Origin of the sequence: uncultured Stenotrophomonas sp. (assembly GCF_913778665.1) — a bacterium.
Lineage (GTDB): Bacteria > Pseudomonadota > Gammaproteobacteria > Xanthomonadales > Xanthomonadaceae > Stenotrophomonas.
In genome coordinates this window covers 575,504-596,262 of record NZ_CAJYVQ010000002.1, presented here as the reverse complement: position 1 = coordinate 596,262, position 20,759 = coordinate 575,504, and the positions used below count along the sequence as shown (strand labels likewise).

The 20,759-nt window shown below is 67.7% G+C and carries 18 protein-coding genes; 14 read left to right on the top strand and 4 right to left on the bottom strand.

From position 1 onward, the window contains the following. Positions 1 to 7 precede the first annotated feature (7 nt). From pstS (QZ853_RS03580) to rnt, 11 genes are all read left to right on the top strand, one after another. Entirely contained in the window at positions 8 to 1,024 is a 1,017-nt protein-coding gene (pstS, locus tag QZ853_RS03580; protein WP_295570782.1) for a phosphate ABC transporter substrate-binding protein PstS, read from the top strand. Positions 1,025 to 1,418: 394 nt separating this feature from the next. Next, positions 1,419 to 2,507: a phosphate ABC transporter substrate-binding protein PstS gene (gene pstS / locus QZ853_RS03575; protein WP_295570780.1), complete on the top strand. Its 1,089-nt coding sequence runs from the start codon at positions 1,419 to 1,421 to the stop codon at positions 2,505 to 2,507. 82 nt (positions 2,508 to 2,589) lie between these two features. Next, positions 2,590 to 3,558, top strand: a complete 969-nt coding sequence (gene pstC / locus QZ853_RS03570; protein WP_008267250.1) for a phosphate ABC transporter permease subunit PstC — start codon at positions 2,590 to 2,592, stop codon at positions 3,556 to 3,558. After that, positions 3,558 to 4,421: a phosphate ABC transporter permease PstA gene (pstA, locus tag QZ853_RS03565; RefSeq protein ID WP_295570778.1), complete on the top strand. Its 864-nt coding sequence runs from the start codon at positions 3,558 to 3,560 to the stop codon at positions 4,419 to 4,421. Before pstC ends, pstA begins: the two co-directional genes overlap by 1 nt. Before the next feature lie 19 nt (positions 4,422 to 4,440). Continuing rightward, the gene (gene pstB, locus QZ853_RS03560) at positions 4,441 to 5,271 is read left to right on the top strand and encodes a phosphate ABC transporter ATP-binding protein PstB (protein ID WP_005408788.1); all 831 of its coding nucleotides are present in this window, start codon (positions 4,441 to 4,443) and stop codon (positions 5,269 to 5,271) included. A 76-nt stretch (positions 5,272 to 5,347) separates the two neighbouring features. After that, on the top strand, positions 5,348 to 6,055 hold the full coding sequence (gene phoU / locus QZ853_RS03555) for a phosphate signaling complex protein PhoU (protein WP_262084484.1): 708 nt from the start codon (positions 5,348 to 5,350) through the stop codon (positions 6,053 to 6,055). Positions 6,056 to 6,281: 226 nt separating this feature from the next. Next, positions 6,282 to 6,644, top strand: coding sequence for a hypothetical protein (locus tag QZ853_RS03550; RefSeq protein WP_295570774.1), 363 nt, complete (start codon positions 6,282 to 6,284; stop codon positions 6,642 to 6,644). Beyond that, positions 6,631 to 7,506 carry a DUF692 domain-containing protein gene (locus tag QZ853_RS03545; protein WP_295570772.1) on the top strand — a complete coding sequence of 292 codons (876 nt, stop codon included), beginning with the start codon at positions 6,631 to 6,633 and terminating at the stop codon, positions 7,504 to 7,506. The genes QZ853_RS03550 and QZ853_RS03545 overlap by 14 nt, the downstream gene beginning before the upstream one ends. Then, positions 7,499 to 8,254, top strand: a complete 756-nt coding sequence (locus tag QZ853_RS03540; RefSeq protein WP_295570771.1) for a putative DNA-binding domain-containing protein — start codon at positions 7,499 to 7,501, stop codon at positions 8,252 to 8,254. The genes QZ853_RS03545 and QZ853_RS03540 overlap by 8 nt, the downstream gene beginning before the upstream one ends. Positions 8,255 to 8,280: 26 nt before the next feature. Continuing rightward, a complete protein-coding gene (locus tag QZ853_RS03535; protein WP_295570769.1) occupies positions 8,281 to 8,775 on the top strand; it encodes a DoxX family protein in 495 nt (164 codons plus the stop codon). A 168-nt stretch (positions 8,776 to 8,943) separates the two neighbouring features. Then, positions 8,944 to 9,528: a ribonuclease T gene (gene rnt, locus QZ853_RS03530; RefSeq protein ID WP_197584387.1), complete on the top strand. Its 585-nt coding sequence runs from the start codon at positions 8,944 to 8,946 to the stop codon at positions 9,526 to 9,528. Positions 9,529 to 9,669: 141 nt separating this feature from the next. On the opposite strand, the gene QZ853_RS03525 is transcribed toward rnt, so the two are convergent. The 3 genes from QZ853_RS03525 to QZ853_RS03515 all read right to left on the bottom strand — a co-directional run bounded on the left by QZ853_RS03525 (position 9,670) and on the right by QZ853_RS03515 (position 15,018). After that, positions 9,670 to 12,696 (bottom strand): ligand-binding sensor domain-containing diguanylate cyclase, encoded by a 3,027-nt coding sequence (locus tag QZ853_RS03525; protein ID WP_295570767.1) that lies wholly within the window; start codon positions 12,694 to 12,696, stop codon positions 9,670 to 9,672. Positions 12,697 to 12,873: 177 nt separating this feature from the next. Then, entirely contained in the window at positions 12,874 to 14,283 is a 1,410-nt protein-coding gene (locus tag QZ853_RS03520) for an ATP-binding protein (RefSeq protein ID WP_295570765.1), read from the bottom strand. A gap of 6 nt (positions 14,284 to 14,289) precedes the next feature. Then, positions 14,290 to 15,018: a response regulator gene (locus QZ853_RS03515; protein ID WP_005408779.1), complete on the bottom strand. Its 729-nt coding sequence runs from the start codon at positions 15,016 to 15,018 to the stop codon at positions 14,290 to 14,292. Between the two features lie 204 nt (positions 15,019 to 15,222). Here QZ853_RS03515 and QZ853_RS03510 point away from each other — a divergent pair, with 204 nt between their 5' ends. From QZ853_RS03510 to QZ853_RS03500, 3 genes are read left to right on the top strand one after another with little or no spacing between them, the layout of a single operon-like run. Then, positions 15,223 to 16,467: an efflux RND transporter periplasmic adaptor subunit gene (locus QZ853_RS03510; protein ID WP_295570763.1), complete on the top strand. Its 1,245-nt coding sequence runs from the start codon at positions 15,223 to 15,225 to the stop codon at positions 16,465 to 16,467. Beyond that, positions 16,464 to 18,422: a MacB family efflux pump subunit gene (locus QZ853_RS03505; RefSeq protein WP_295570762.1), complete on the top strand. Its 1,959-nt coding sequence runs from the start codon at positions 16,464 to 16,466 to the stop codon at positions 18,420 to 18,422. The genes QZ853_RS03510 and QZ853_RS03505 overlap by 4 nt, the downstream gene beginning before the upstream one ends. Further along, entirely contained in the window at positions 18,419 to 19,858 is a 1,440-nt protein-coding gene (locus QZ853_RS03500) for a TolC family protein (protein WP_295570760.1), read from the top strand. Before QZ853_RS03505 ends, QZ853_RS03500 begins: the two co-directional genes overlap by 4 nt. Positions 19,859 to 19,976: 118 nt before the next feature. On the opposite strand, the gene rlmB is transcribed toward QZ853_RS03500, so the two are convergent. Then, positions 19,977 to 20,720, bottom strand: a complete 744-nt coding sequence (rlmB, locus tag QZ853_RS03495; RefSeq protein WP_197582630.1) for a 23S rRNA (guanosine(2251)-2'-O)-methyltransferase RlmB — start codon at positions 20,718 to 20,720, stop codon at positions 19,977 to 19,979. Between the last annotated feature and the right edge of the window lie 39 nt (positions 20,721 to 20,759).

Below are 20,759 nucleotides of genomic sequence, written 5' to 3'. Positions count from 1 at the left end.
TCTCCCCGTGATCCACGCCTTCAAGTCGCGCGCCGCTGTCGCCATCCTGGCCGCATCGTCCGTGTTCGCCGCCAACGCCGCTGAAATCACCGGCGCGGGCGCCTCGTTCATCTACCCGGTGATGTCGAAGTGGTCGGCCGACTACAACGCCGCCACCAGCAACAAGGTCAACTACCAGTCGATCGGCTCCGGCGGTGGTATCGCCCAGATCAAGGCCAAGACCGTTGATTTCGGCTCCTCCGACGCCCCGCTGAAGCCGGAAGAACTGGCAGCTTCGGGCTTGGCGCAGTTCCCGTCGGTGATCGGCGGCGTGGTGCCGGTGGTCAACGTGGCCGGTATCGCCCCGGGCGCACTGAAGCTGGACGGCACCGTGCTGGCCAACATCTTCCTGGGCAAGATCAAGACCTGGAACGACCCTGCCATCGCCGCGCTGAACCCGGGCGTGACCCTGCCCAGCGCCAAGATCACCGTCGTGCACCGCTCGGATGGTTCGGGCACCACCTTCAACTTCGTCAACTACCTGTCCAAGGTCAGCCCGGAGTGGAAGAGCTCGGTCGGTGAAGGCACCTCGGTCCAGTGGCCGGCCGGCATCGGCGGCAAGGGCAACGAAGGCGTTGCTGCCTACGTGAAGCAGATCAAGGGCGGCATCGGCTACGTCGAACTGTCCTACGCGCTGCAGAACAAGCTGTCGTACACCGCGATGAAGAACGCCGCCGGCAAGTTCGTGCAGCCGAGCGATGCGTCGTTCGCTGCCGCTGCCGCCAGCGCCGACTGGGCCAGCGCCAAGGACTTCTACCTGGTGATGACCAACGCCCCGGGCGCCGAGTCCTGGCCGATCACCGCCACCAACTTCATCCTGGTGCACAAGAAGCCGAAGAATGCTGCCAACGGCAAGGCCACCCAGGAGTTCTTCCGCTGGGTCTACAAGAGCGGCGACGCCCAGGCCCGCCAGCTGGACTACGTGCCGCTGCCGGACAGCCTGGTCCGCCAGATCGAGACCTACTGGTCGCAGAACCTGAAATAAGCAAGCGCGTTCCTCCGCAGGAACGGGATCGGCGGGTCCTCTCTCCCCCGCCGATCCCACCCGGGCGCGAGATCCTCGAGATCTCGCGCTCTTCTTGTTTTTCGGGGTTGGTCGTGAAGAGCGCTGCGCTTCCAGTCTTCTGCCCGGAGTCGGGGCGCGATGGGGTCATGAAAGGCAGGAGCGAAGGCAAGAGCGTTTGTAGAGCCTCGGCCGTCATACCGGTGCGCAGATCCGGGCATCCCGGGCTCTGCGCGATGGGGGCCAACCCCGTGAAACCCTTGTCAGAACGTGATCCAGGACACCTCTGTCATGGTCGTAATACGGTTGTAACAAAAACATCATTTCATAGCCGCATCCGCCGACGACATCGGCTCTTCCCCGCTATGGAGTGACCATGAAACTGCACTCGGCCGGCCTTGCCGCCCTTTCCCTGGCCATCGCCCTGGGCCTGTCGGCCTGCAGTGGCGACAAGCAGGCCGCACAGCAGCCGGCTGCCGACGGTGCTGCCGCTCCGGCCACCGCCGGTGCCAAGGTGACCGCTGAAGTGTCCGGCGCAGGCGCGTCCTTCATCTTCCCACTGGTCTCCAAGTGGTCGGCTGACTACAACGCCACTACCGGCGCCAAGATCAACTACCAGTCGATCGGCTCCGGCGGCGGCATCGCCCAGATCAAGGCCGGCACCGTCGATTTCGGTTCGTCCGACAAGCCGCTGAGCAGCGAAGAGCTGGCCCAGGCCGGCCTGGCCCAGTTCCCGTCCGCCATCGGCGGCGTGGTACCGGTGGTCAACATCGAAGGCCTGGAAGGCGGCAAGCTGCGCCTGAGCGGCACCCTGCTGGCCGACATCTTCCTGGGCAAGGTCAAGACCTGGAACGACCCGGCCATCGTCGCCGCCAACCCGGGCGTGAAGCTGCCGGACGGCAAGATCACCCTGGTCCACCGTTCGGACGGTTCGGGCACCACCTTCAACTTCTCCAACTACCTGTCCAAGGTCAGCCCGGAGTGGAAGAGCAAGGTCGGCGAAGGCACCTCGGTGCAGTGGCCGGACGGCGTCGGTGGCAAGGGCAATGAAGGCGTCGCTTCGTACGTGAAGCAGATCAAGGGTTCGATCGGTTACGTCGAACTGGCCTATGCGCTGCAGAATGGCATGCCGTACACCGCCATGCAGAATGCGGCCGGCAACTGGGTCGAGCCGAGCGCGGAAACCTTCGCCGCTGCGGCCGCCAGCGCCGACTGGGCCAGCGCCAAGGACTTCAACCTGGTCATCACCAACGCTCCGGGCGAGCAGGCGTGGCCGATCACCGCCACCAACTTCATGCTGATGCAGAAGCAGCCGAAGGACGCCAAGCGCAACCAGGACACCCTGGCCTTCTTCAAGTGGGCCTTCGAGAACGGCCAGGCCCAGGCCAACGAGCTGCACTACGTGCCGCTGCCGGCCGAACTGGTCAAGCAGATCGAGGCCTACTGGGCGTCCGACCTGAAGTGATGGACACGACGGTGCCCGCCCCGCGCGGGCACCGCCGCTTCCACGCCGTGCCGCCCCGCCCCTTCCTGGCCCTGCCGTCCCCATGAATGCCATCGCCCAGCCTGTAGCCGCCCCGTCCACGCGTGATGCGCGTGATGCCCGCAACGACAAACTGTTCCGATGGGTGCTGGTCGGCACCGTCATCTTCGTTCTGATCGCCCTGGCCTGCGCCGCGCTGTCGATGCTGTGGGGTGGCCGCCATGCCCTGCAGATGCAGGGCCTGAGCTTCTTCTTCTCCGCCGACTGGAATCCGGTCGAGAACAAGTTCGGCGCCCTCGCCCCGATCTACGGCACCCTGGTCACCGCGCTGATCGCGATGGTCATCGCGGTGCCGGTCAGTTTCGGCATCGCCTTCTTCCTCACCGAAGTCGCGCCGCGCTGGCTGCGCGGGCCGGTCGGTACCGCCATCGAACTGCTGGCCGGCATTCCCTCGATCATCTACGGCATGTGGGGCCTGTTCGTGCTGGTGCCGGTGATGACCGAGTACGTCACCCCGTTCCTCAACGAGACACTGGGCGAATGGCCGATCATCGGCCCGATGTTCCAGGGCCCGCCGCTCGGCATCGGCATGCTCACCGCCGGTTTCGTGCTGGCCATCATGGTCATTCCGTTCATTTCCTCGGTGATGCGCGAAGTGTTCCTGACCGTGCCGACCCGCCTGAAGGAATCGGCCTATGCGCTGGGTTCCACCAAGTGGGAAGTGAGCTGGGACATCGTGCTGCCCTATACCCGTTCGGCGGTGATCGGCGGCATCTTCCTCGGCCTCGGCCGCGCCCTGGGCGAGACGATGGCGGTGGCTTTCGTGATCGGCAACAGCGTGCGCCTGTCACCGTCGCTGCTGGAACCGGGCACCACCATCGCTGCGCTGATCGCAAACGATTTCGGCGAAGCCACTGAAACCTACCGCTCGGCCCTGCTGCTGCTCGGCTTCGTCCTGTTCATCGTCACCTTCGTGGTGCTGGCCATCGCCCGCCTGATGCTGATGCGCCTGTCCCGCAAGGAGGGCAACTGATGTCCACTACCGCTGATTCGCTGTACCTGCGCCGTCGCATCGGCAATGTCGTTGCGATCACCGCCTCCTGCGCTACCGCGCTGTTCGGCCTGTTCTTCCTGGGCTGGATCCTGTTCACCCTGGCCGCCAAGGGCCTGGCCGGCATCAACTGGGATCTGTTCACCAAGATGACGCCGCCGCCGATGCAGGAAGGCGGCCTGGCCAACGCCTTCTTCGGCAGCGCGGTGATGTGTGCGCTGGCGATCGGCATCGGCACCCCGCTGGGCGTGCTGGCCGGCACCTGGCTGGCCGAGTACGGCAACGCCCGCAAGGCCGGCACCGTGGTCCGCTTCGTCAACGACATCCTGCTGTCGGCACCGTCGATCGTGCTTGGCCTGTTCGTCTACACCCTGTACGTGATGCAGACCGGCGGCAACTTCTCCGCCTTCGCGGGTGCGCTGTCGCTGGCCTTCATCGTGCTGCCGGTGGTGGTGCGCACCACCGACGAGATGCTGCGCCTGGTGCCTTCGCAGATGCGCGAAGCCGCCCTGTCGCTGGGCATCCCGCAGTGGAAGGTGATCGTGCAGGTGCTGTACCGCAGTGCATCGGCCGGCATCATCACCGGCATCCTGCTGGCCCTGGCCCGCATTTCCGGCGAAACCGCACCGCTGCTGTTCACCGCCTTCGGCAACCAGTACTGGAACAACAACATCTTCCAGCCGATGGCCTCGGTGCCGGTGGTGATGAACCAGTTCGCCGGCAGCCCGTATGAATCCTGGCAGGTGCTGGCCTGGGCCGGTGCCCTGGTGCTGACCGTCTTCGTGTTGCTGGTCAGCCTTGCCGCCCGCGGCATCCTGCTGCGCAACCGTATCTCCCATGACTGACCTTTCCGTGGATAACGCCATGAACGACCTTTCCAACGCCGTGCCGATGCAGCGCATCGCCGTGCCGTCCTCGCACGAGAGCCTGCACACGCCGTCTCCGGTCAAGCTCGCCGCGCGTGGACTGGACTTCTACTACGACAAGTTCCACGCCCTGAAGGGTATCAATCTGGAGATCCCGGAAAAGCGCGTGACCGCGCTGATCGGTCCCTCCGGTTGCGGCAAGTCGACCCTGCTTCGCATCTTCAACCGCATCTACGCGCTGTACCCGAAGCTGGAAGCGCGCGGCGAGGTGCTGCTGGACGGCGAGAACATCCTGTCGCCGAAGTACCCGATGAACCGCCTGCGCAGCAAGGTCGGCATGGTGTTCCAGAAGCCGGTGCCATTCCCGATGACCATTTTCGAGAACGTGGCCTACGGCATCCGCCACCACGAAAAGCTGAGCAAGGCCGACATGGCCGACCGCGTCGAGCAGGCGCTGCGTCAGGGCGCGCTGTGGGACGAAGTGAAGGACAAGCTGGGGCAGAGCGCACTGGGCCTGTCCGGTGGCCAGCAGCAGCGTCTGTGCATCGCCCGTGCCGTGGCCCTGCGCCCGTCGGTGCTGCTGCTCGACGAGCCGACCTCAGCGCTGGACCCGATCTCGACCAGCCGCATCGAGCAGCTGGTGGAAGAGCTCAAGCACGAGTACACGATCGTCATCGTCACCCACAACATGCAGCAGGCCGCGCGGGTGTCCGACTACACCGCCTTCATGTACCTGGGCGACCTGATCGAGCACGACCGCACCGAAGTGATCTTCTCGCAGCCGTCGCAGCGGCAGACCGAGGACTACATCACCGGTCGCTTCGGCTGAAACGGCTGTCGAGCGTGGCTCGACCCTCCAGACAACGCCAGTCGAGCATGGCTCGACTCTACAGAGTGGAACAACCATGAACCTTCCCAACGACCACATCGTCAAGAGCTACGACGAAGAGCAGCAGCGCCTGGTGGCCGAAATCGTACGCATGGGCGAGATGGCCGTCGCCCAGCTCGAGGCGGCGATGGACGTGATCGAGAAGCGCGACGAAAACGCTGCGCATCGCATCATCGCCAATGACGAAGCCATCGACGCGCTGGAACAGCAGATCAGCCACGATGTGATGCGGCTGGCGCTGCGCGGGCCGATGGCACGTGACCTGCGCGAGATCCTGGCCGGCCTGCGCATCCCGGCCGACATCGAGCGTATCGGCGATTATGCCGCCAACGTCGCCAAGCGTTCGATCGCGCTGGGCAAAGTGCCGCCGCTGCCGCAGATCCAGGGCCTGCGCGCACTTGGCCGCCTGGCTGCACAGCAGGTGCGCCGCGCCATCGCCGCCTATCGCGACAACGACGCCGACGCCGCGCTGGAACTGCGCGAGGACGATGCGCGCCTGGACGCGCAGTACACCGCGCTGTTCCGCGAGCTGCTGACCTACATGATGGAAGACCCGCGCAACATTACACCGTGCACCCACCTGCTGTTCATGGCCAAGAACCTGGAGCGCGTGGGCGACCACGCCACCAACATCGCCGAGAACGTGTGGTTCCTGGTGCATGGCGAGCAGCCGCTGCCGCCGCGTGAGAAGCGCGACGAGACCTCCAGCACCGGTCAGGTTTGACGCTGCACTGCAACAACGAAGTTGTGTTCAACGTGGCCGCTGTCCTGGTGACAGCGGCCATTGTGTTATGGGCATTCTGGCCGCTTGTCTCCGCTTCTGTAACAAATCTCACGAAAATTTGAGTTCTTGGCGAGGATTCGTTGAGTAGGATCGCTGCACCATCGTTTCCACCGGCATCCCTGCCGGCCATCCGGGCACCCGCCCATACCACCCAGGAGCACGACCGATGAGCAGTTCCAACAAGACCCTGTCCCTGCTGACTGCTACCGCCCTGGCCGCAGGCCTGGGCATGACCGCCAGTGCCTCGGCCCTGAGCATGAGCGACCTCGCCCAGGGCTACCTGGTTGCCGGGCAGGCGGCCAAGGCCAACACCGATGCCAAGGCCGCCGATACCAAGATGGCGGCTGACGCGAGCAAGCACGCGGAAGGCAAGTGTGGCGCCGACGGCAAGACCGCCGAAGGCAAGTGCGGCGCCGACAAGGGCAAGGCCGCCGGCGCTGCCGCGGGTACCAAGACCAAGGCCATGGCCGGCGACAAGAAGGCGGCCGAAGGCAAGTGCGGCGAAGGCAAGTGCGGTGCCAAGCACTGACGTCCGCGCCAGCGTTGCCCCCCTGCGGTCGCCGCTTCGTGCGGCGGCCGCCGGGTTGGGCTTGCGCCGGGCGCTGCTGCAGGCGCTGCGTGACGCCCCGGCCGGCGACTTCGACTTCCTCGAATGCGCGCCGGAAAACTGGATCCATGTCGGCGGTCCGGCCGGCGACGCACTGGCGGAACTGGCCGATCGCCATCCGCTGAGCTGCCACGGCCTGTCGCTGTCGCTGGGCGGCAGCGCGCCGCTGGATACGCAGCTGCTGGAGCAGGTCGGCCAGTTCCTGCAGAAACACCGCGTGCCGCTGTACAGCGAGCACCTGAGCTACTGCAGCGACGACGGTCATCTGTACGACCTGCTGCCGATTCCGTTCACCGACGAAGCCGTGCGCCACACCGCCGCGCGCATCCGCCAGGTGCAGGATCTTCTGGGCCGCCGCATCGCGGTGGAGAACGTGTCCTACTACGTGGCACCGGCGCCGGCGATGGACGAGCTGGCCTTCACCAATGCCGTGCTTGCCGAAGCCGACTGCGACCTGCTGCTGGACGTCAACAACGTCTACGTCAACGCCTGCAACCACGGCTACGATGCCGACGCCTTCATTGCCGGCCTGCCCGCGCAGCGCATCGTCTGCCTGCATGTGGCCGGTCACCTCGACGAGGCACCGGACCTGAAGATCGACACCCACGGCAGTGCGGTGATCGACCCGGTCTGGGCGCTGCTGGCGCGCACCTATGCGCGGATCGGCGCTCGCCCCACCCTGCTCGAACGCGATTTCAATTTCCCGCCCTACGCCGAACTGCAGGGCGAGCTGCAGACCATCCGCCGCCTGCAGGCCATGCACGCGGGAGCGGCACATGGCTGAGACTCCCACCACGCTGCGCGCGCAGCAGCACGCCTTCACCGCGCACCTGCGCGACCCGCAGGCGGTGGCTGCGCCGGCCGGGCTGGAACCACGTCGCGTGGCGGTGTACCAGCGGCTGTTGTTCAACAACCTGCTCGGCCTGTTGAGCAACGGTTTCCCGGTCTGCCTGCGCCTGCTCGGCGAACCGGCCTGGAGCGCGCTGGTGCGTCACTACTTCGCCACGCACCGCTGCCAGACGCCGCTGTTCACCGAATTGGCTGCCGAGTTCGTGCAATGGCTGCAGGCGCAACCGCAGCTGCCACACCCGGCACTGGCCGAACTGGCCCACTACGAGTGGGTGGAAACCGCGCTGTACCAGTTGGCGGCCGAACCGCTGCCGGCGCCGGGCGACATCGATCCGTTGCGGGCGCCGCTGCAACGCTCGCCGCTGGCCTGGCCCCTGCTGTACCAGTGGCCGGTGCACCGCCTCGGCGCCGAGGATGCACCGACCAAGGCACCGACCGAGCCGACCGGCCTTCTTGTGCGCCGCGAGGCTGACGGCGAAGTGCGCTTCGCCACGCTCAGCCTGCTGGCGGTGCACCTGCTGTCCAGCATCGGCGAGCGACCCGGCCTCAATGGCCGCAGCTACCTGCAGCAGCTGGCCGCGGCGCATGGGCTGGCCGAGGACGCCCTGGCCGGACCCGGTGCCGCGTTGCTGCAGCAGTTCCTGCAGGCCGGCGTGATCGGCCCACTGCCGGCCCCCGGCTGACACCCCCTTCCCCCGGAGATCCACCCATGAAGCTTCCGACCTTGGCCACCGCACGTGGCCAGCTGGACCGTCTCGCCCCGTGGTTGGCCCCGCTCGGCCTGCGCCTTCTGCTGGCCTGGGAATACTTCGAATCCGGGCGCGAGAAACTGCACGGGCAGAACTGGTTCGCCGACCTGCAGGACGCCTTCCCGTTCCCATTCGACCAGTTGCCGAGCACGCTGAACTGGCAGCTGGCAACCTGGTTCGAGCTGGTCGGCGCGGCCTGCCTGCTGTTCGGCTTCGGCACCCGCTTCGCCGCCGCCAGCCTGCTGGTGCTGACCATCGTCGCGACCTATGCGGTGCACTGGCCGATGCAGTGGGATTCGCTGGCCGATCTGGCGATGGGCTACACGATCAGCGACCAGGGCTTCGGCAATTTCAAGCTGCCGGTCCTGTTCATGGCGATGCTGCTGCCGCTGCTGTTCACCGGCGCCGGCAAACTGAGCGTGGATGCAGTGCTGGCACGGCCTGCGGCTCGGTAGATGCCAACCTGGGTCGGCGCGGGACGTGCCAACCAAGGGTTGGTACCCATCGGGCTGTTGGGCGTGGCTGGGCACTCAGGGTCGCTCTGCTAGAATTCACGCATGACTGACCCGACGCCCGCACCTGCCGCCGCTCCCGATTCCGCAGCACCCCAGGCGCAGCGCGCGATGTCTCAACGCTTCCGCGGCTTCCTGCCGGTGGTGGTGGACGTGGAAACCGGCGGTTTCGACAGCCAGCGCAACGCGCTGCTGGAGATCGCCGCGGTGCCGATCGAGATGGACGAGAACGGCCTGCTGTACCCCGGCCAGACCGCCAGCGCCCACGTGGTGCCGGCCGAGGGCCTGGAGATCGACCCGAAGTCGCTGGAAGTGACCGGCATCATCCTCGACCATCCGTTCCGGCTGGCCAAGGAAGAGAAAGCGGCGCTCGACCACATCTTCGTGCCGGTTCGGGCGGCGATGAAGAAGTACGGCTGCCAGCGCGCAATCCTGGTCGGGCACAACGCCCATTTCGACCTGGGCTTCGTCAATGCCGCGGTGGCCCGTACAGGCCACAAGCGCAATCCGTTCCATCCGTTCAGCGTGTTCGACACGGTAACCCTGGCAGGCATCGCCTACGGGCAGACGGTGCTGGCGCGCGCGGCCAATGCCGCCGGGCTGGGCTGGGATGCCAACGAGGCGCACAGTGCGGTGTATGACACCGAGCAGACGGCGAAGCTGTTCTGCACGATCGCCAACGCCTGGCCACGGTAAGCAGCCAACAGCGGCGCCCCTCGTGGCAGGGTGAGGCACCCTGCCCGGCCTTCGACAGATGGCTGGGCACCACGGAAAGATCAGAAAGCGAAGTCAGAAGCAGCGCGTCGCGCGGTAGATCCACGCCATGCGTGGATGAATTCAACCGATGCTCGTACGATCCCGGCCGTCGCTCTTGGCGCGGTACAGCGCGCGGTCTGCACGTTGGTACAGCAGCGCCGGGGTACGGTCATCCGCGTCGAGCTCGACCAGGCCGGCACTGAACGTGACGCGCAGGCCCGGCACGCCGGCCCAGTCCGGGTGATCATGGAACAGCCCGCGCAAGCGCGCGCACAGCTGCGCGGCTTCTTCCAGGCGCGTGTCGTTGAGCAGCAACGCGAACTCCTCGCCACCGGTACGTGCGGGCAGGTCCGAAGCGCGGCTGGCCGCTGCGATCAATCGCGCCACCTCCACCAGCACCGCGTCGCCGATGCTGTGGCTGTGGCGGTCGTTGACGTCCTTGAAGTGGTCGATGTCCAGCACCACAAGGCACAGCGGGTGACCGCTGCGCTGCGAGCGGGCGAAGTCGCGGGCAAGCGTTTCATCGAAGCCTCGGCGGTTGGCCAGCCCGGTCAACGCATCCTCGCGCGCCTGCCGTTCAAAGGCCTCGGCCTGCCGGGCCAGGCGTTCCGCCAGCTCGGTCTTCTCCTGATTCAGCGCCTGCAGATGCACGGTCTTGGCCTGCAGGTCGAAAGTGGCCTCGTCCACGCGGCGCGCCAGGCGCAGGTTGCTGGCCTTGAGCTGCTGCAGCAGCAGGCGATACAACGCCACCAGGCCTGCCAGCAGCAACAGTCCGCCCAGCACCTGCACACTGCGCCGCTGCCACCAGAACGGCTCAACGCTGAAGCTCCATACCGCTTCCTGCTGGCCCCACGCACCGCCCGGATGCGCGGCCGCCACATGCAGGGTGTAATCGCCCGGCGGCAGGCCGACGAACTCGACGCTGCGCTGGGGGCCGCGCTCGACCCAGCCGGCATCCAGCCCCTCAAGCCGGGTGCGGTAGCGGATCCGGTCGGACATCAGGTAGCTCAGGCCGACATAGCTCACCGCCAAGCGCCGGCCACCGGGAATGTAGTTGCGCTCGGGGCCTTCCCAATGCACTGGTGCACCGTCCACCTGCACGCTCTCGATTGCCGCCGGCGGCGAGGGGCGCTCGCGGAAGCGCTGCAGCCGCTGCGGGTCGACCATGCTCAGGCCACCGGCGGTCACCACCCAGAACGTGCCGTCCTGGCGCAGGATCGCCGACGGCCCGGAACTGCCGTTGGCCTGCGCATTGGCCATGCCGTCGATCTCGTTGTAGCGCTCGACCACCACCCGCGGTGCGCGGCCATCGGCCACCGCGTTGAGGGTGGCCATATCGGTACGCAGCACGCCGCGGTTGCTGCTGATCCATACGTTGCCGAGCCGGTCCGGCACCAGCTGGAACACCGCATCCACCGGCATGCCCTGCTCCAGCCCGACCCGCGCCAGCCTTCCGTTCTGCCAGCGGTAGAGGCCACGGTCGCTGCTGATCCACATCGCATCGCCCAGCTGATGGAAGCCGAACACGCTGCGGCCACCGCCCATCGGTGCGAGGTCGATCGACTGCACGTGGTCACCGCGCAGCACGCGGATGCCCTCGATGGTGCCGATCCACAGATTGCCCTGGTGATCGTGTTCAAGCGCGGTGATCAGCCCATTCGGCATGCCGGCCACGCCGGAGACCTGCACGCGGTCGCTGTCAATACGCACCACACCCTTCTGCGTGCCGGCCCAGACCACGCCCTGCGCATCGACGCTGATCGCGCGGATGTTGCCACCGGGCATGCCATCGGCGGCGGCATAGTTGTGGCGCAGGCTGCCATCGCGACCGAGGCGGTAGACGCCGTCGCCGAAGGTGCCGACCCACAGGTCTCCCTCCGGGCCCTGCGCCAGGCTCAGCACCGATGGTGCCTTGCCGCCGCGGTTATGCAGCGGCACGGCACGGAATCGCCCGTCCGCGGCGAGCAGGTCGAGGCCGCTGGCACTACCCACCCACAGCTGGCGATCACGGTCCTCGAACACGGTACGCACGTAGTCGCCACTCAGCCCGTCGCGCTCGGTGTAGCTGCTGAACAGCGTTTCGCGCAGCCGGTACAGGCCACCGTTGGCACCGACCCAGATGCTGCCTTCGGCATCCTCGCGCAGGCTCACCACCCGGCCGCCGGGCAGGTTCAGCCCCGCCGGCAGCCGCTCGAGGCCGTGCCGGGAGATCCGCAGCAGGCCCTGGTTCTCGGTGCCGAGCCAGAGGTCACCATGCCGGTCCTGCAGCATCGCGGTCATATGCAGCTGTCCCGGCAGGCGATGCACCAGCACCAGCCGGTCATCCTCGACGCGGTACAGGCGCTCGCCGGCCACGATCCACAACGCGCCATCCGGCGCCCGGTAGGGCCACGCCAGGCCGGTGCCGGCGCCCAGTCCCCAGGCGGCCGGAGCGCGCTTGAGCATGCCATCGTTGTCGCGCAGCACCAGCCCATCGAGCGTGCCGACCCAGACCCGGTCCTGCGCGTCGACCACCAGCTTGGTGAAGCTCATCGCCATCGGCAGGTCCGCAGGCGGCGCCTGGTAGGCGATGCCTTTGTCAGGCAGCAGGTAGCCGAGGCCCTTGCCCTCGTACAGCAGCCACAGGCGCCCCTGGCTGTCCATCTGCATGGATTGGATCAGCACCTGCGGGGTATCGGCCTGGTGCTCCCAGACGCGCCACTGGCCATCCGTGCCGCGGTAGCTGACATTGCCGCGCGAATCGCTGATCCACAGCCCGCCCTGGCGATCCACCAGCAGCGCACCGATACCGTTGTCGCGCAGGCCGGGCCGCGTGCTGCGGTCGAATACGGTGAAATCCAGGCCGTTGTAGCGCACCAGGCCTTCCCAGGTGGCAAACCAAAGATGGCCTTCCGGGGTCTGCGCGATGTCACGCAGCGAGTTGTGCGGCAGGCCATTGCGCGAGGTCCAGACATCGATGGCGTAGTCGCGCAGCGGCGGTGCCCCGTTCTGCGCCGCCAACGGCAGCGCCAGCACCAGCAGCAGCCACAACAGGCCGTGCCGCAGCGCCTGCCTGACTGACGATACGCGGTGCTCCACCCAGCACCCGTTGTTCCCCTGTCCGCCCATCAGCGCAGTGGAAGTGGCCAGCGTGGGCGGCCGGGCGTGGCAGCAGGCGGGAACAACCGGGCAACGCGGCACGGCGTGCCGGCAGAAACGGGCTGGCTCATCGGGGGGAACGTGGGGAGATGCGCAGATGATAGGCCATCGCCCGCCCCGGGCGTCACCGTTGCCGGCCGGGCCGCCTCAGCCGCCCCGCCCCGGGGTCATCACCTGGACGCTGGCCGGCCACTGCACCACCGCCTCCAGCCCGCCCTCGGCACGGTTGCGCAGCCACAGGCGCGCGCCGTCCTTTTCGGCCAGGGCGCGGGCGATGGTGAGGCCCAGCCCGGCGCCGCCGGTTTCCCGCGAACGGGAGGTTTCCACCCGCACGAACGGGTCGAACACCGCTTCCAGCTGATCCTCCGCCAGCCCCGGGCCGTCGTCGGACACCATCGCGGTGATCGTGCCGCCGCTGCGCTCCACCCGCACCCGGACGCGATAGGCATACATCACCGCGTTGTCCACCAGGTTTGAGAACAGCCGGTGCATGGCCAGCGGTCGCAGCATCAGCACCGCCCCGGTGCCACCTTCGAAGACCACGTCGGCACCGCCCTCAGCGGCGTCTTCGACGATGCTCTCCAGCAGCGAGTCCAGGTCCAGCGCGGCGCGCTGCTCGGCACTTTCGGCGCTGCGGGCGAGCTCCAGGCCCTCGCGCACCAGCGCCTGCATCGCGGCCAGGTCGCCGATCAGGCGCTCGCGCAAGGTCTCATCGGTGACATTTTCCAGGCGCAGGCGCAGCCGGGTCAGCGGGGTCTGCAGGTCGTGGGTGATCGCCGCCAGCATCTGCGTGCGTTCGGCCAGGTGCCGCTGCAGTCGGTGCTGCATGGCGTTGAACGCCTCGGCGGCGCGCTGCACTTCGCGCGGCCCCCGCAACGGCAGCGGATCGCGTTGCAGGTCGTCGCCGAGATCTTCGGCCGCCGCCGCCAGTTCCTGCAGCGGCGCGCTGGCCATGCGCGCGACGATGTAGGCCAGCACGGCGATCGCCAGCACCAGCAGGGTGAGGAACCACGGGTCCACGGCAAGGATGCCGTTGTGCGCGACCGCCGGTGAATCCAGCGCCAGCTTCAGCAGCGTGCCATCGTTGAGGGTCACGTCCACCGCACGGCACTTTGGCGGGATGAAGGCCGGGTCGCGTTCGCGCGGCGGCCGGCGATGGCCCGGCGGGGGCGGCGGCAACAGGGCCTGCAGCTTGGGAATGCAGGAACGGAACGAGGCGAAGTGGACGTGCGCACGCGACACCGGGCCGGGCCGGTCCTCCAGCACTTCCATCAACGCCGTGTCGGCACGCCCCATCCGCGCACCGGGCTGCAGCGCGCGCACGCTCGGCCCTCCGACCTCAAGCAGGCGCTCGCGCAGCTCAGGGTTGCCATCGAGCAGGTTGACGTAGCCCTGCAGGCGGTCGGCAATGCGGTTCAGGTTCTGCCGTTCGAACTCCTGCTGGCGCTTGGAGGTGGCCAGCATGGTCGCGCCGATCGCGGCCACGCTCATGCCCAGCAGCAGGATGACGAACAACCGCCCGACCATCGAGGACAGGAAATGGCGCAGGCGTTGCATCGCGGCTTACTCCAGGTTGACCGACGAAGCCAGCACGTAGCCTTCGTTGCGCACGGTCTTGATCAGCCCATCCGGGCCACCGTCGTCACCGAGCTTGTTGCGCAGCCGGCTGACCTGCAGGTCGATCGCCCGATCCTGGGCCTCGTAGTTGCGGCCACTGCTGAGCGCGACCAGCTGCTCACGCGACAGCACCTTGTTGGCGTGGGCGATGAACACCCGCAGCAGGCGGAATTCGGCACCGGACAGCACCACCACGCGGTCATCCGGATCCACCAGGTGGCGATGCTCCAGGTCGAACACCCAGCGCGAGAAGCGCGCGCGGCGCACCGCCAGCGGTTCCAGGTTGGCCGGCAGCGCCTCGGTCCGGCGCAGCACGTTGCGGATGCGCGCCAGCAGCTCGCGCGGCTCGAACGGCTTGGCCAGGTAGTCGTCGGCCCCCATTTCCAGGCCCAGTACGCGGTCGATCGGCTCGGCGCGCGCGGTCAGCATGATCACCGGCGTGTTCGAGCGCGCGCGCAGGTCGCGGCACAGGGTCAAGCCATCTTCGCGTGGCAGGTTGAGGTCGAGCACGATCAGGTCCACATGCTCGCGGTCCAGCAGCTGGCGCATCGCCGTGCCATCAGCGGCCGTGCTCACCTGATAGCCGGCACGCCCGAGCTGTTCGGCCAGCAGCGTGCGGATGTCGTTGTCGTCGTCGACGATGAGCAGTCGATGCATCGTGTTTTCAGTCTCCATGGCGCGATCATCCCGTGTCGGCAGCTGAACCGCATCCGGGGCAATGCGTACCAGTGTATCCGCCGGTGGGCGCGATACCTGTGGTTACGCGTATTCACCGACAGTGTTACATACAGACATACCCCGAGGATTGAGCCGTCCATCGCCCGGTCTTCACAATGCCCACCAACGCCGCCCGCGCGGCCCCGAGAGTGAAGCCACGACGTGAAGTTCCGCCTGTTGCCTGCGACCCGCCGCGGTCGCCTGATACTGATCGCCCCGCTTGCGCTGATCGTTGCCGTGGCCGCCTGGTGGCTGCTGCGCAAACCCGCCGCCCCGGCCGTGGCAACCACTCCGGTCAGCCGTGGCGACATCGAGCAGACGGTCGAAGCCACCGGCGTGATCGACGCCTACAAGCTGGTCAGCGTCGGTGCACAGGCCTCGGGCCAGATCAAGTCGCTGAAGGTCCAGCTGGGCGATACGGTGAAGGAAGGCGACCTGATCGCCGAGATCGACGCCACCACCCAGCAGAACCAGGTGCTCAACGCGCAGGCCTCGCTGGACCAGGTCACCGCCCAGCGCGCCGTGCAGCAGGCCACCCTGCGCCAGGCCGAACTGGAATTCGCGCGCCAGCAGCAGATGCTCGCTGCCGAGGCCACCTCGCGCCAGGAATACGATGCCGCCGAGGCACAGCTGAAGACCGCACGCGCCCAGCTGCAATCGTACGAGGCGCAGATCAAGGGCCGCGAAACCGAGCTCGGCACCGCACGCGCCAACCTGGCCTACACCCGCATCACCGCGCCGATGGACGGCACCGTGGTCGCGGTGGTGGCCGAGGAAGGCCGCACGGTGAACGCCAACCAGACCGCACCCACCATCGTGATGCTGGCCCGGCTGGATGTGGTCACCGTAAACGCCGAGATCTCCGAGGCCGACGTGGTCAAGATCAAGGCCGGCATGCCGGTGTACTTCACCACCCTGGGCGACCCGGACCGCAAGTACCACGCCACGCTGCGCCAGATCAATCCGGCGCCGGCCTCGATCGCCAGCGAGAATTCCTCCAGTTCCAGCAGTTCATCCAGCTCCAGTTCCAGCAGCGCGGTCTACTACAACGCACTGTTCGATGTGGAAAACCCGGACGGCTTGCTGCGCATCGACATGACCGCGCAGGTCTCGGTGCTGCTGAAGCAGGCCAAGGGTGTGCTGATGGTGCCGGCGGTGGCGCTGGGGCCCAAGCGCCGCGGCGACGAGCGCATGGTGCGGGTGCTGGATGGCAAAGGCCAGCCGCAGCCGCGCAAGGTGAAGGTCGGCATCAACAACGGGGCCTCGGCCGAGATCCTGTCCGGCCTGCAGGAAGGCGAGCGCGTGGTGGTGGGTGAAGCCAGTGCCGCCGCAGCCGGCGCCGGCGGTGGCAACCGCGGTGGCATGCAGATGCGGGTCGGCGGGCCGGGCATGGGTCCGCGCCGATGAGTACGACGGCGCCGCTGCTGCGCCTGCGCGACCTGCGACGCGAATTCCCGGCCGGTGACGATGTCATCGCCGTGCTGCGCGACGTGAACCTGGATATCCATGCCGGCGAGATGGTCGCCATCGTCGGCCAGTCCGGCTCCGGCAAGTCGACGCTGATGAACATCCTCGGTTGCCTCGACCGCCCCACCCGCGGCAGCTACCAGGTGGCCGGCCGCGAAACCGGCAGGATGGAACCGGACGAACTGGCCGAACTGCGCCGCGAGCATTTTGGCTTCATTTTCCAGCGCTACCACCTGCTCGGCGACCTGGATGCGCGCGGCAACGTGGAAGTCCCGGCAGTGTATGCCGGCAGCCCCGGCCCGGTGCGCAACGCGCGCGCCGAGCAGCTGCTGCAACGGCTGGGCCTGGGCGACCGCATGCACCACAAGCCGGGCCAGCTGTCCGGTGGCCAGCAGCAGCGCGTGTCGATCGCACGCGCTTTGATGAACGGCGGCGAGGTGATCCTGGCCGACGAGCCCACCGGCGCGCTCGACACGAAATCCGGCGAGGAAGTGATGGCGATCCTCGGTGAGCTGCACGCCGAAGGCCACACCATCATCATCGTCACCCACGACATGAGCGTGGCCCAGCACGCGCAGCGCATCATCGAGATCCGCGACGGCGAGATCATCGCCGATCGCACCAATCCGGATGCGCCGAGCTACCGCGCGCAACGCGAGGCCAGCACCGGCGTCGCCCACGGCAACAGCTGGCGCGCCGCCCGCGACCGCTTCACCGAAGCGTTCCGCATGGCCCTGCTGGCGATGAACGCGCATCGGCTGCGCACCTTCCTGACCATGCTCGGCATCATCATCGGCATTGCCTCGGTGGTGTCGGTGGTGGCGCTGGGCAACGGCTCGCAGCAGCAGATCCTGCAGAACATCAGCGCGCTGGGCACCAACACCATCGACGTCTATCCCGGCCGCGGCTTCGGCGACATGCGCTCGGCGCGCGTGCAGACGCTCAAGGCCAGCGATGCCGACGCCCTCGCCAAGCAGAGCTATGTGGACAGCGCCACCCCCAGCGTGTCGACCTCGGTCACCGCGCGCTACCGCAACCAGTCCTCCACTGCGCAGGTCAGTGGCGTTGGCGAGCAGTTCTTCCGGGTCAAGGGCGTGAGCCTGCTCAGCGGCAGCTTCTTCGATGCCGACGCGGTGAAGGGCTTGGGCCAGGTGGCGGTGATCGACGAGAACACCCGGAGCCAGTTCTTCCCCGATGTCGACCCGGTCGGCCAGGTGATCCTGCTCGGCAACGTGCCGGCGCGCGTGGTCGGCGTGGCCAAGCGGCAGAGCTTCGGCTTCGGTGGCAGCACCAGCCTCAGCGTGTGGGTGCCCTACACCACGGTGATGTCGCGCATGCTGGGCCAGAGCCACGTGTCCAGCATCACTGTGCGCGTGGACGACAACACGCCGATGGATGCCGCACAGGAAGCGATCACCCGCCTGCTGACGATGCGCCACGGCACCGAGGATTTCTTCCTCAGCAACAGCGCCGAGATCCGCGACACCATCGAGCAGACCACGCGCACGATGACCCTGCTGATCGGTGCCATCGCCGCCATCGCGCTGCTGGTCGGCGGCATCGGCGTGATGAACATCATGCTGGTGTCGGTGACTGAACGCACCCGCGAGATCGGCGTGCGCATGGCCGTCGGTGCCCGCCAGAGTGATATCCGCCAGCAGTTCCTGATCGAAGCGGTACTGGTGTGCCTGCTCGGAGGCGTGCTCGGCATCGGCCTGGCCCTGCTGCTGGGCTCGATGATCGGCCGCTTCGCCAGCGACTTCCACGTGCTGTTCTCCACCGCCTCGATCGCCGCCGCGTTCGCCTGCTCGACGCTGATCGGCGTGGCATTCGGCTTCCTGCCCGCGCGCAGCGCCGCGCAGCTCGACCCGGTCGAGGCCCTGGCCCGCGAATGAAGATGATGACCCGACTGACCTTCCCTGCTCCTTCGCGCCTGCTGCTGGCCGGCGCAGTGCTGCTTGCCCTGTCCGGCTGCGCCTCGGTGGGCCGCTATCCGGTACAGGACCCCGACGTGGCGGCCAGCTACGGGCGTGGCGATGCCACGCTCAATGCACCGGCCGACGACCCGCGCAGCAGCCTTGACACTCCCGCCCGCGACATCCGCCAGGACACCTGGTGGACCGGCTTCGGCGATGAACGCCTGGACCGCCTGGTGGCCCGCGCACTGGCTGCCAACAGCGACCTTGCCGCCGCCGGCCTGACCGTGCAGCGCTCACGGCTGCAGGCCGGGCTGGCCAGCAACGCGCTGTGGCCGCAGCCTTCGGCGACCGGCGTGAGCGGCAGCGCAAGTCGTGCCACCGACCAGGCCGACGACTGGCGCCGCAGCTATTCCACGGCGGTGTCGCTGGGCTGGGAAGTGGACCTGTGGGGCCGCCTGCGCACGCAGCGCGACATCGCCCGCTGGGAAGCCGAGGCCAGCGAAGAAGACAGGCAGAACACCGCCCTGCTGGTGATCAGCGACACCATCACCCAGTACTGGAATCTGGCCTATCTCAACCAGTCGATCGCCACCGGCCAGGCCAACCTGGAGCGGCTCGAACGCACCCGCGAACTGGTGCAGGCGCGCTTCGACGCCGGTGCGGTGTCACGGCTGGAAGTGCGCCAGGCATTGCAGAACCTGCAGTCGCAACGTTCCTCGCAGAGCGCGCTGGAACAGCAGCGGGTGGAGGTGCGCAATGCCCTGACCGTACTGCTGGACGGCACGCCGTGGCCGCAGCAGGACGAACCGCAGGACCTGCTGGGCGCACGCAGCCCGCAGATCGCGGAGGGCCTGCCGACCGACCTGCTCGGCCGCCGCCCGGACCTGCGTGCGGCCGAACTGCGCCTGCGCAACAGCCTGAAGACGATCAGGGTCACCGCGACCCAGTACTACCCGGCGCTGAGCCTGACCGGCAGCCTCGGTTCCAGCGCGACCTCGCTGGGCGAGGTGCTGCGCAATCCGGTCGCCACGCTGGGCGCCGGCCTGTCGCTGCCGTTCCTCAACCTGCAGCGCGCGCAGCTGGACACCGACATCGCCGGCACCAACTACCAGATCACCGCGACCAACTTCCGCAAGACGCTGTACACCGCGCTCTCGGAGGTGGACAACGCGCTGTCCGCGCGTGAACAGCTGGCTCGCCAGGTGGCAGCCTCGCAGGCCTCGTACGACGAAGCGGTGGAAGTGGAGCGCGCGCAGGAAGTGCGCTACCGGGTGGGTGCCACCGATCTGCGCACATGGCTGGAAGCACAGCAGACCCGGCGCGACGCCGAGCTGTCGCTGGCGCGCGTGCGGCAGGGCCAGTTGAACAATGACGTGACCCTGTTCAAGGCGCTGGGCGGCAGCGCAGGGTGAGGCAGCGGGAGCGCCAACCAAGGTTGGCGCCTGCCCGGCAGGTGTCGACATTGGTCGACACAGCACATGGGAAGGGGTCAGAGCCGTTTTCCATGGGAAAGCGATCCGCCCCCGCCGATCAACCGCGCTGGCGCACGGCCTCGAACAGGCTGACGCCGGCGGCGACCGAGACGTTCAGGCTTTCGATCTCGCCCGGCATCGGGATTTTCACCAGTCCATCGCAATTCTCGCGGGTCAGGCGACGCAGGCCATCGGCTTCACCACCCAGCACCAGCGCGACATTGCCCTTCAGGTCCAGCGCGTACAGCGAGGCGGTGGCTTCACCGGCCAGACCGTAGATCCACACGCCCTGCTTCTGCAGGTCTTTCAGGCAGCGCGACAGGTTGGTCACCGCCACCACCGGGATGCGGTCGGCGGCGCCGGCCGACGTCTTGCGCACGGTGGCATTGACCGTGGCCGACTTGTCCTTGGGAATGATCACCGCGGTGGCTCCGGCTGCCGCGGCCGAGCGCAGGCACGCACCGAGGTTGTGCGGGTCCTGCACCTCGTCCAGCACCAGCAGCAGGGCCTTGCCCTCGGCGGCGGTGACCAGGCCTTCCAGCTCGTTCTCGCTGTAGGTCCGGGCGGCGGCATAACGCGCAGCCACGCCCTGGTGGCGCACTGAACCGCCGACACCGTCCAGCGCCTGGCTGTTCACCTTGCGCACGTCGATGCCCTTGCGGCGGGCGTTTTCCTCGATTTCGGTCAGGCGCGGATTCTTCGCACCGGCCTCGACCAGCACTTCGCGGACGTTCTCGGCGTCGTTCTCGATGGAGGAGGCGACGGCGTTGACGCCGACGATCCACTGGCTGTTCTTGCTCATGCGGGCGGGGACCGGAAAGGGGGTGGCTATGGTAGAGCA

What these genes read in the sequence shown, in the direction of transcription:
- pstC (WP_008267250.1), top strand. Translation starts at nt 2,590, where the DNA reads ATGAATGCCATCGCCCAGCCTGTAGCCGCCCCGTCCACGCGTGATGCG.
- QZ853_RS03515 (WP_005408779.1), bottom strand. Translation starts at nt 15,018, where the DNA reads ATGGAGACTGAAAACACGATGCATCGACTGCTCATCGTCGACGACGAC.
- phoU (WP_262084484.1), top strand. Translation starts at nt 5,348, where the DNA reads ATGAACCTTCCCAACGACCACATCGTCAAGAGCTACGACGAAGAGCAG.
- QZ853_RS03500 (WP_295570760.1), top strand. Translation starts at nt 18,419, where the DNA reads ATGAAGATGATGACCCGACTGACCTTCCCTGCTCCTTCGCGCCTGCTG.
- QZ853_RS03525 (WP_295570767.1), bottom strand. Translation starts at nt 12,696, where the DNA reads ATGGGCGGACAGGGGAACAACGGGTGCTGGGTGGAGCACCGCGTATCG.
- QZ853_RS03520 (WP_295570765.1), bottom strand. Translation starts at nt 14,283, where the DNA reads ATGCAACGCCTGCGCCATTTCCTGTCCTCGATGGTCGGGCGGTTGTTC.
- QZ853_RS03535 (WP_295570769.1), top strand. Translation starts at nt 8,281, where the DNA reads ATGAAGCTTCCGACCTTGGCCACCGCACGTGGCCAGCTGGACCGTCTC.
- rnt (WP_197584387.1), top strand. Translation starts at nt 8,944, where the DNA reads ATGTCTCAACGCTTCCGCGGCTTCCTGCCGGTGGTGGTGGACGTGGAA.
- QZ853_RS03540 (WP_295570771.1), top strand. Translation starts at nt 7,499, where the DNA reads ATGGCTGAGACTCCCACCACGCTGCGCGCGCAGCAGCACGCCTTCACC.
- QZ853_RS03505 (WP_295570762.1), top strand. Translation starts at nt 16,464, where the DNA reads ATGAGTACGACGGCGCCGCTGCTGCGCCTGCGCGACCTGCGACGCGAA.
- QZ853_RS03550 (WP_295570774.1), top strand. Translation starts at nt 6,282, where the DNA reads ATGAGCAGTTCCAACAAGACCCTGTCCCTGCTGACTGCTACCGCCCTG.
- pstS (WP_295570780.1), top strand. Translation starts at nt 1,419, where the DNA reads ATGAAACTGCACTCGGCCGGCCTTGCCGCCCTTTCCCTGGCCATCGCC.
- rlmB (WP_197582630.1), bottom strand. Translation starts at nt 20,720, where the DNA reads ATGAGCAAGAACAGCCAGTGGATCGTCGGCGTCAACGCCGTCGCCTCC.
- pstB (WP_005408788.1), top strand. Translation starts at nt 4,441, where the DNA reads ATGAACGACCTTTCCAACGCCGTGCCGATGCAGCGCATCGCCGTGCCG.
- pstA (WP_295570778.1), top strand. Translation starts at nt 3,558, where the DNA reads ATGTCCACTACCGCTGATTCGCTGTACCTGCGCCGTCGCATCGGCAAT.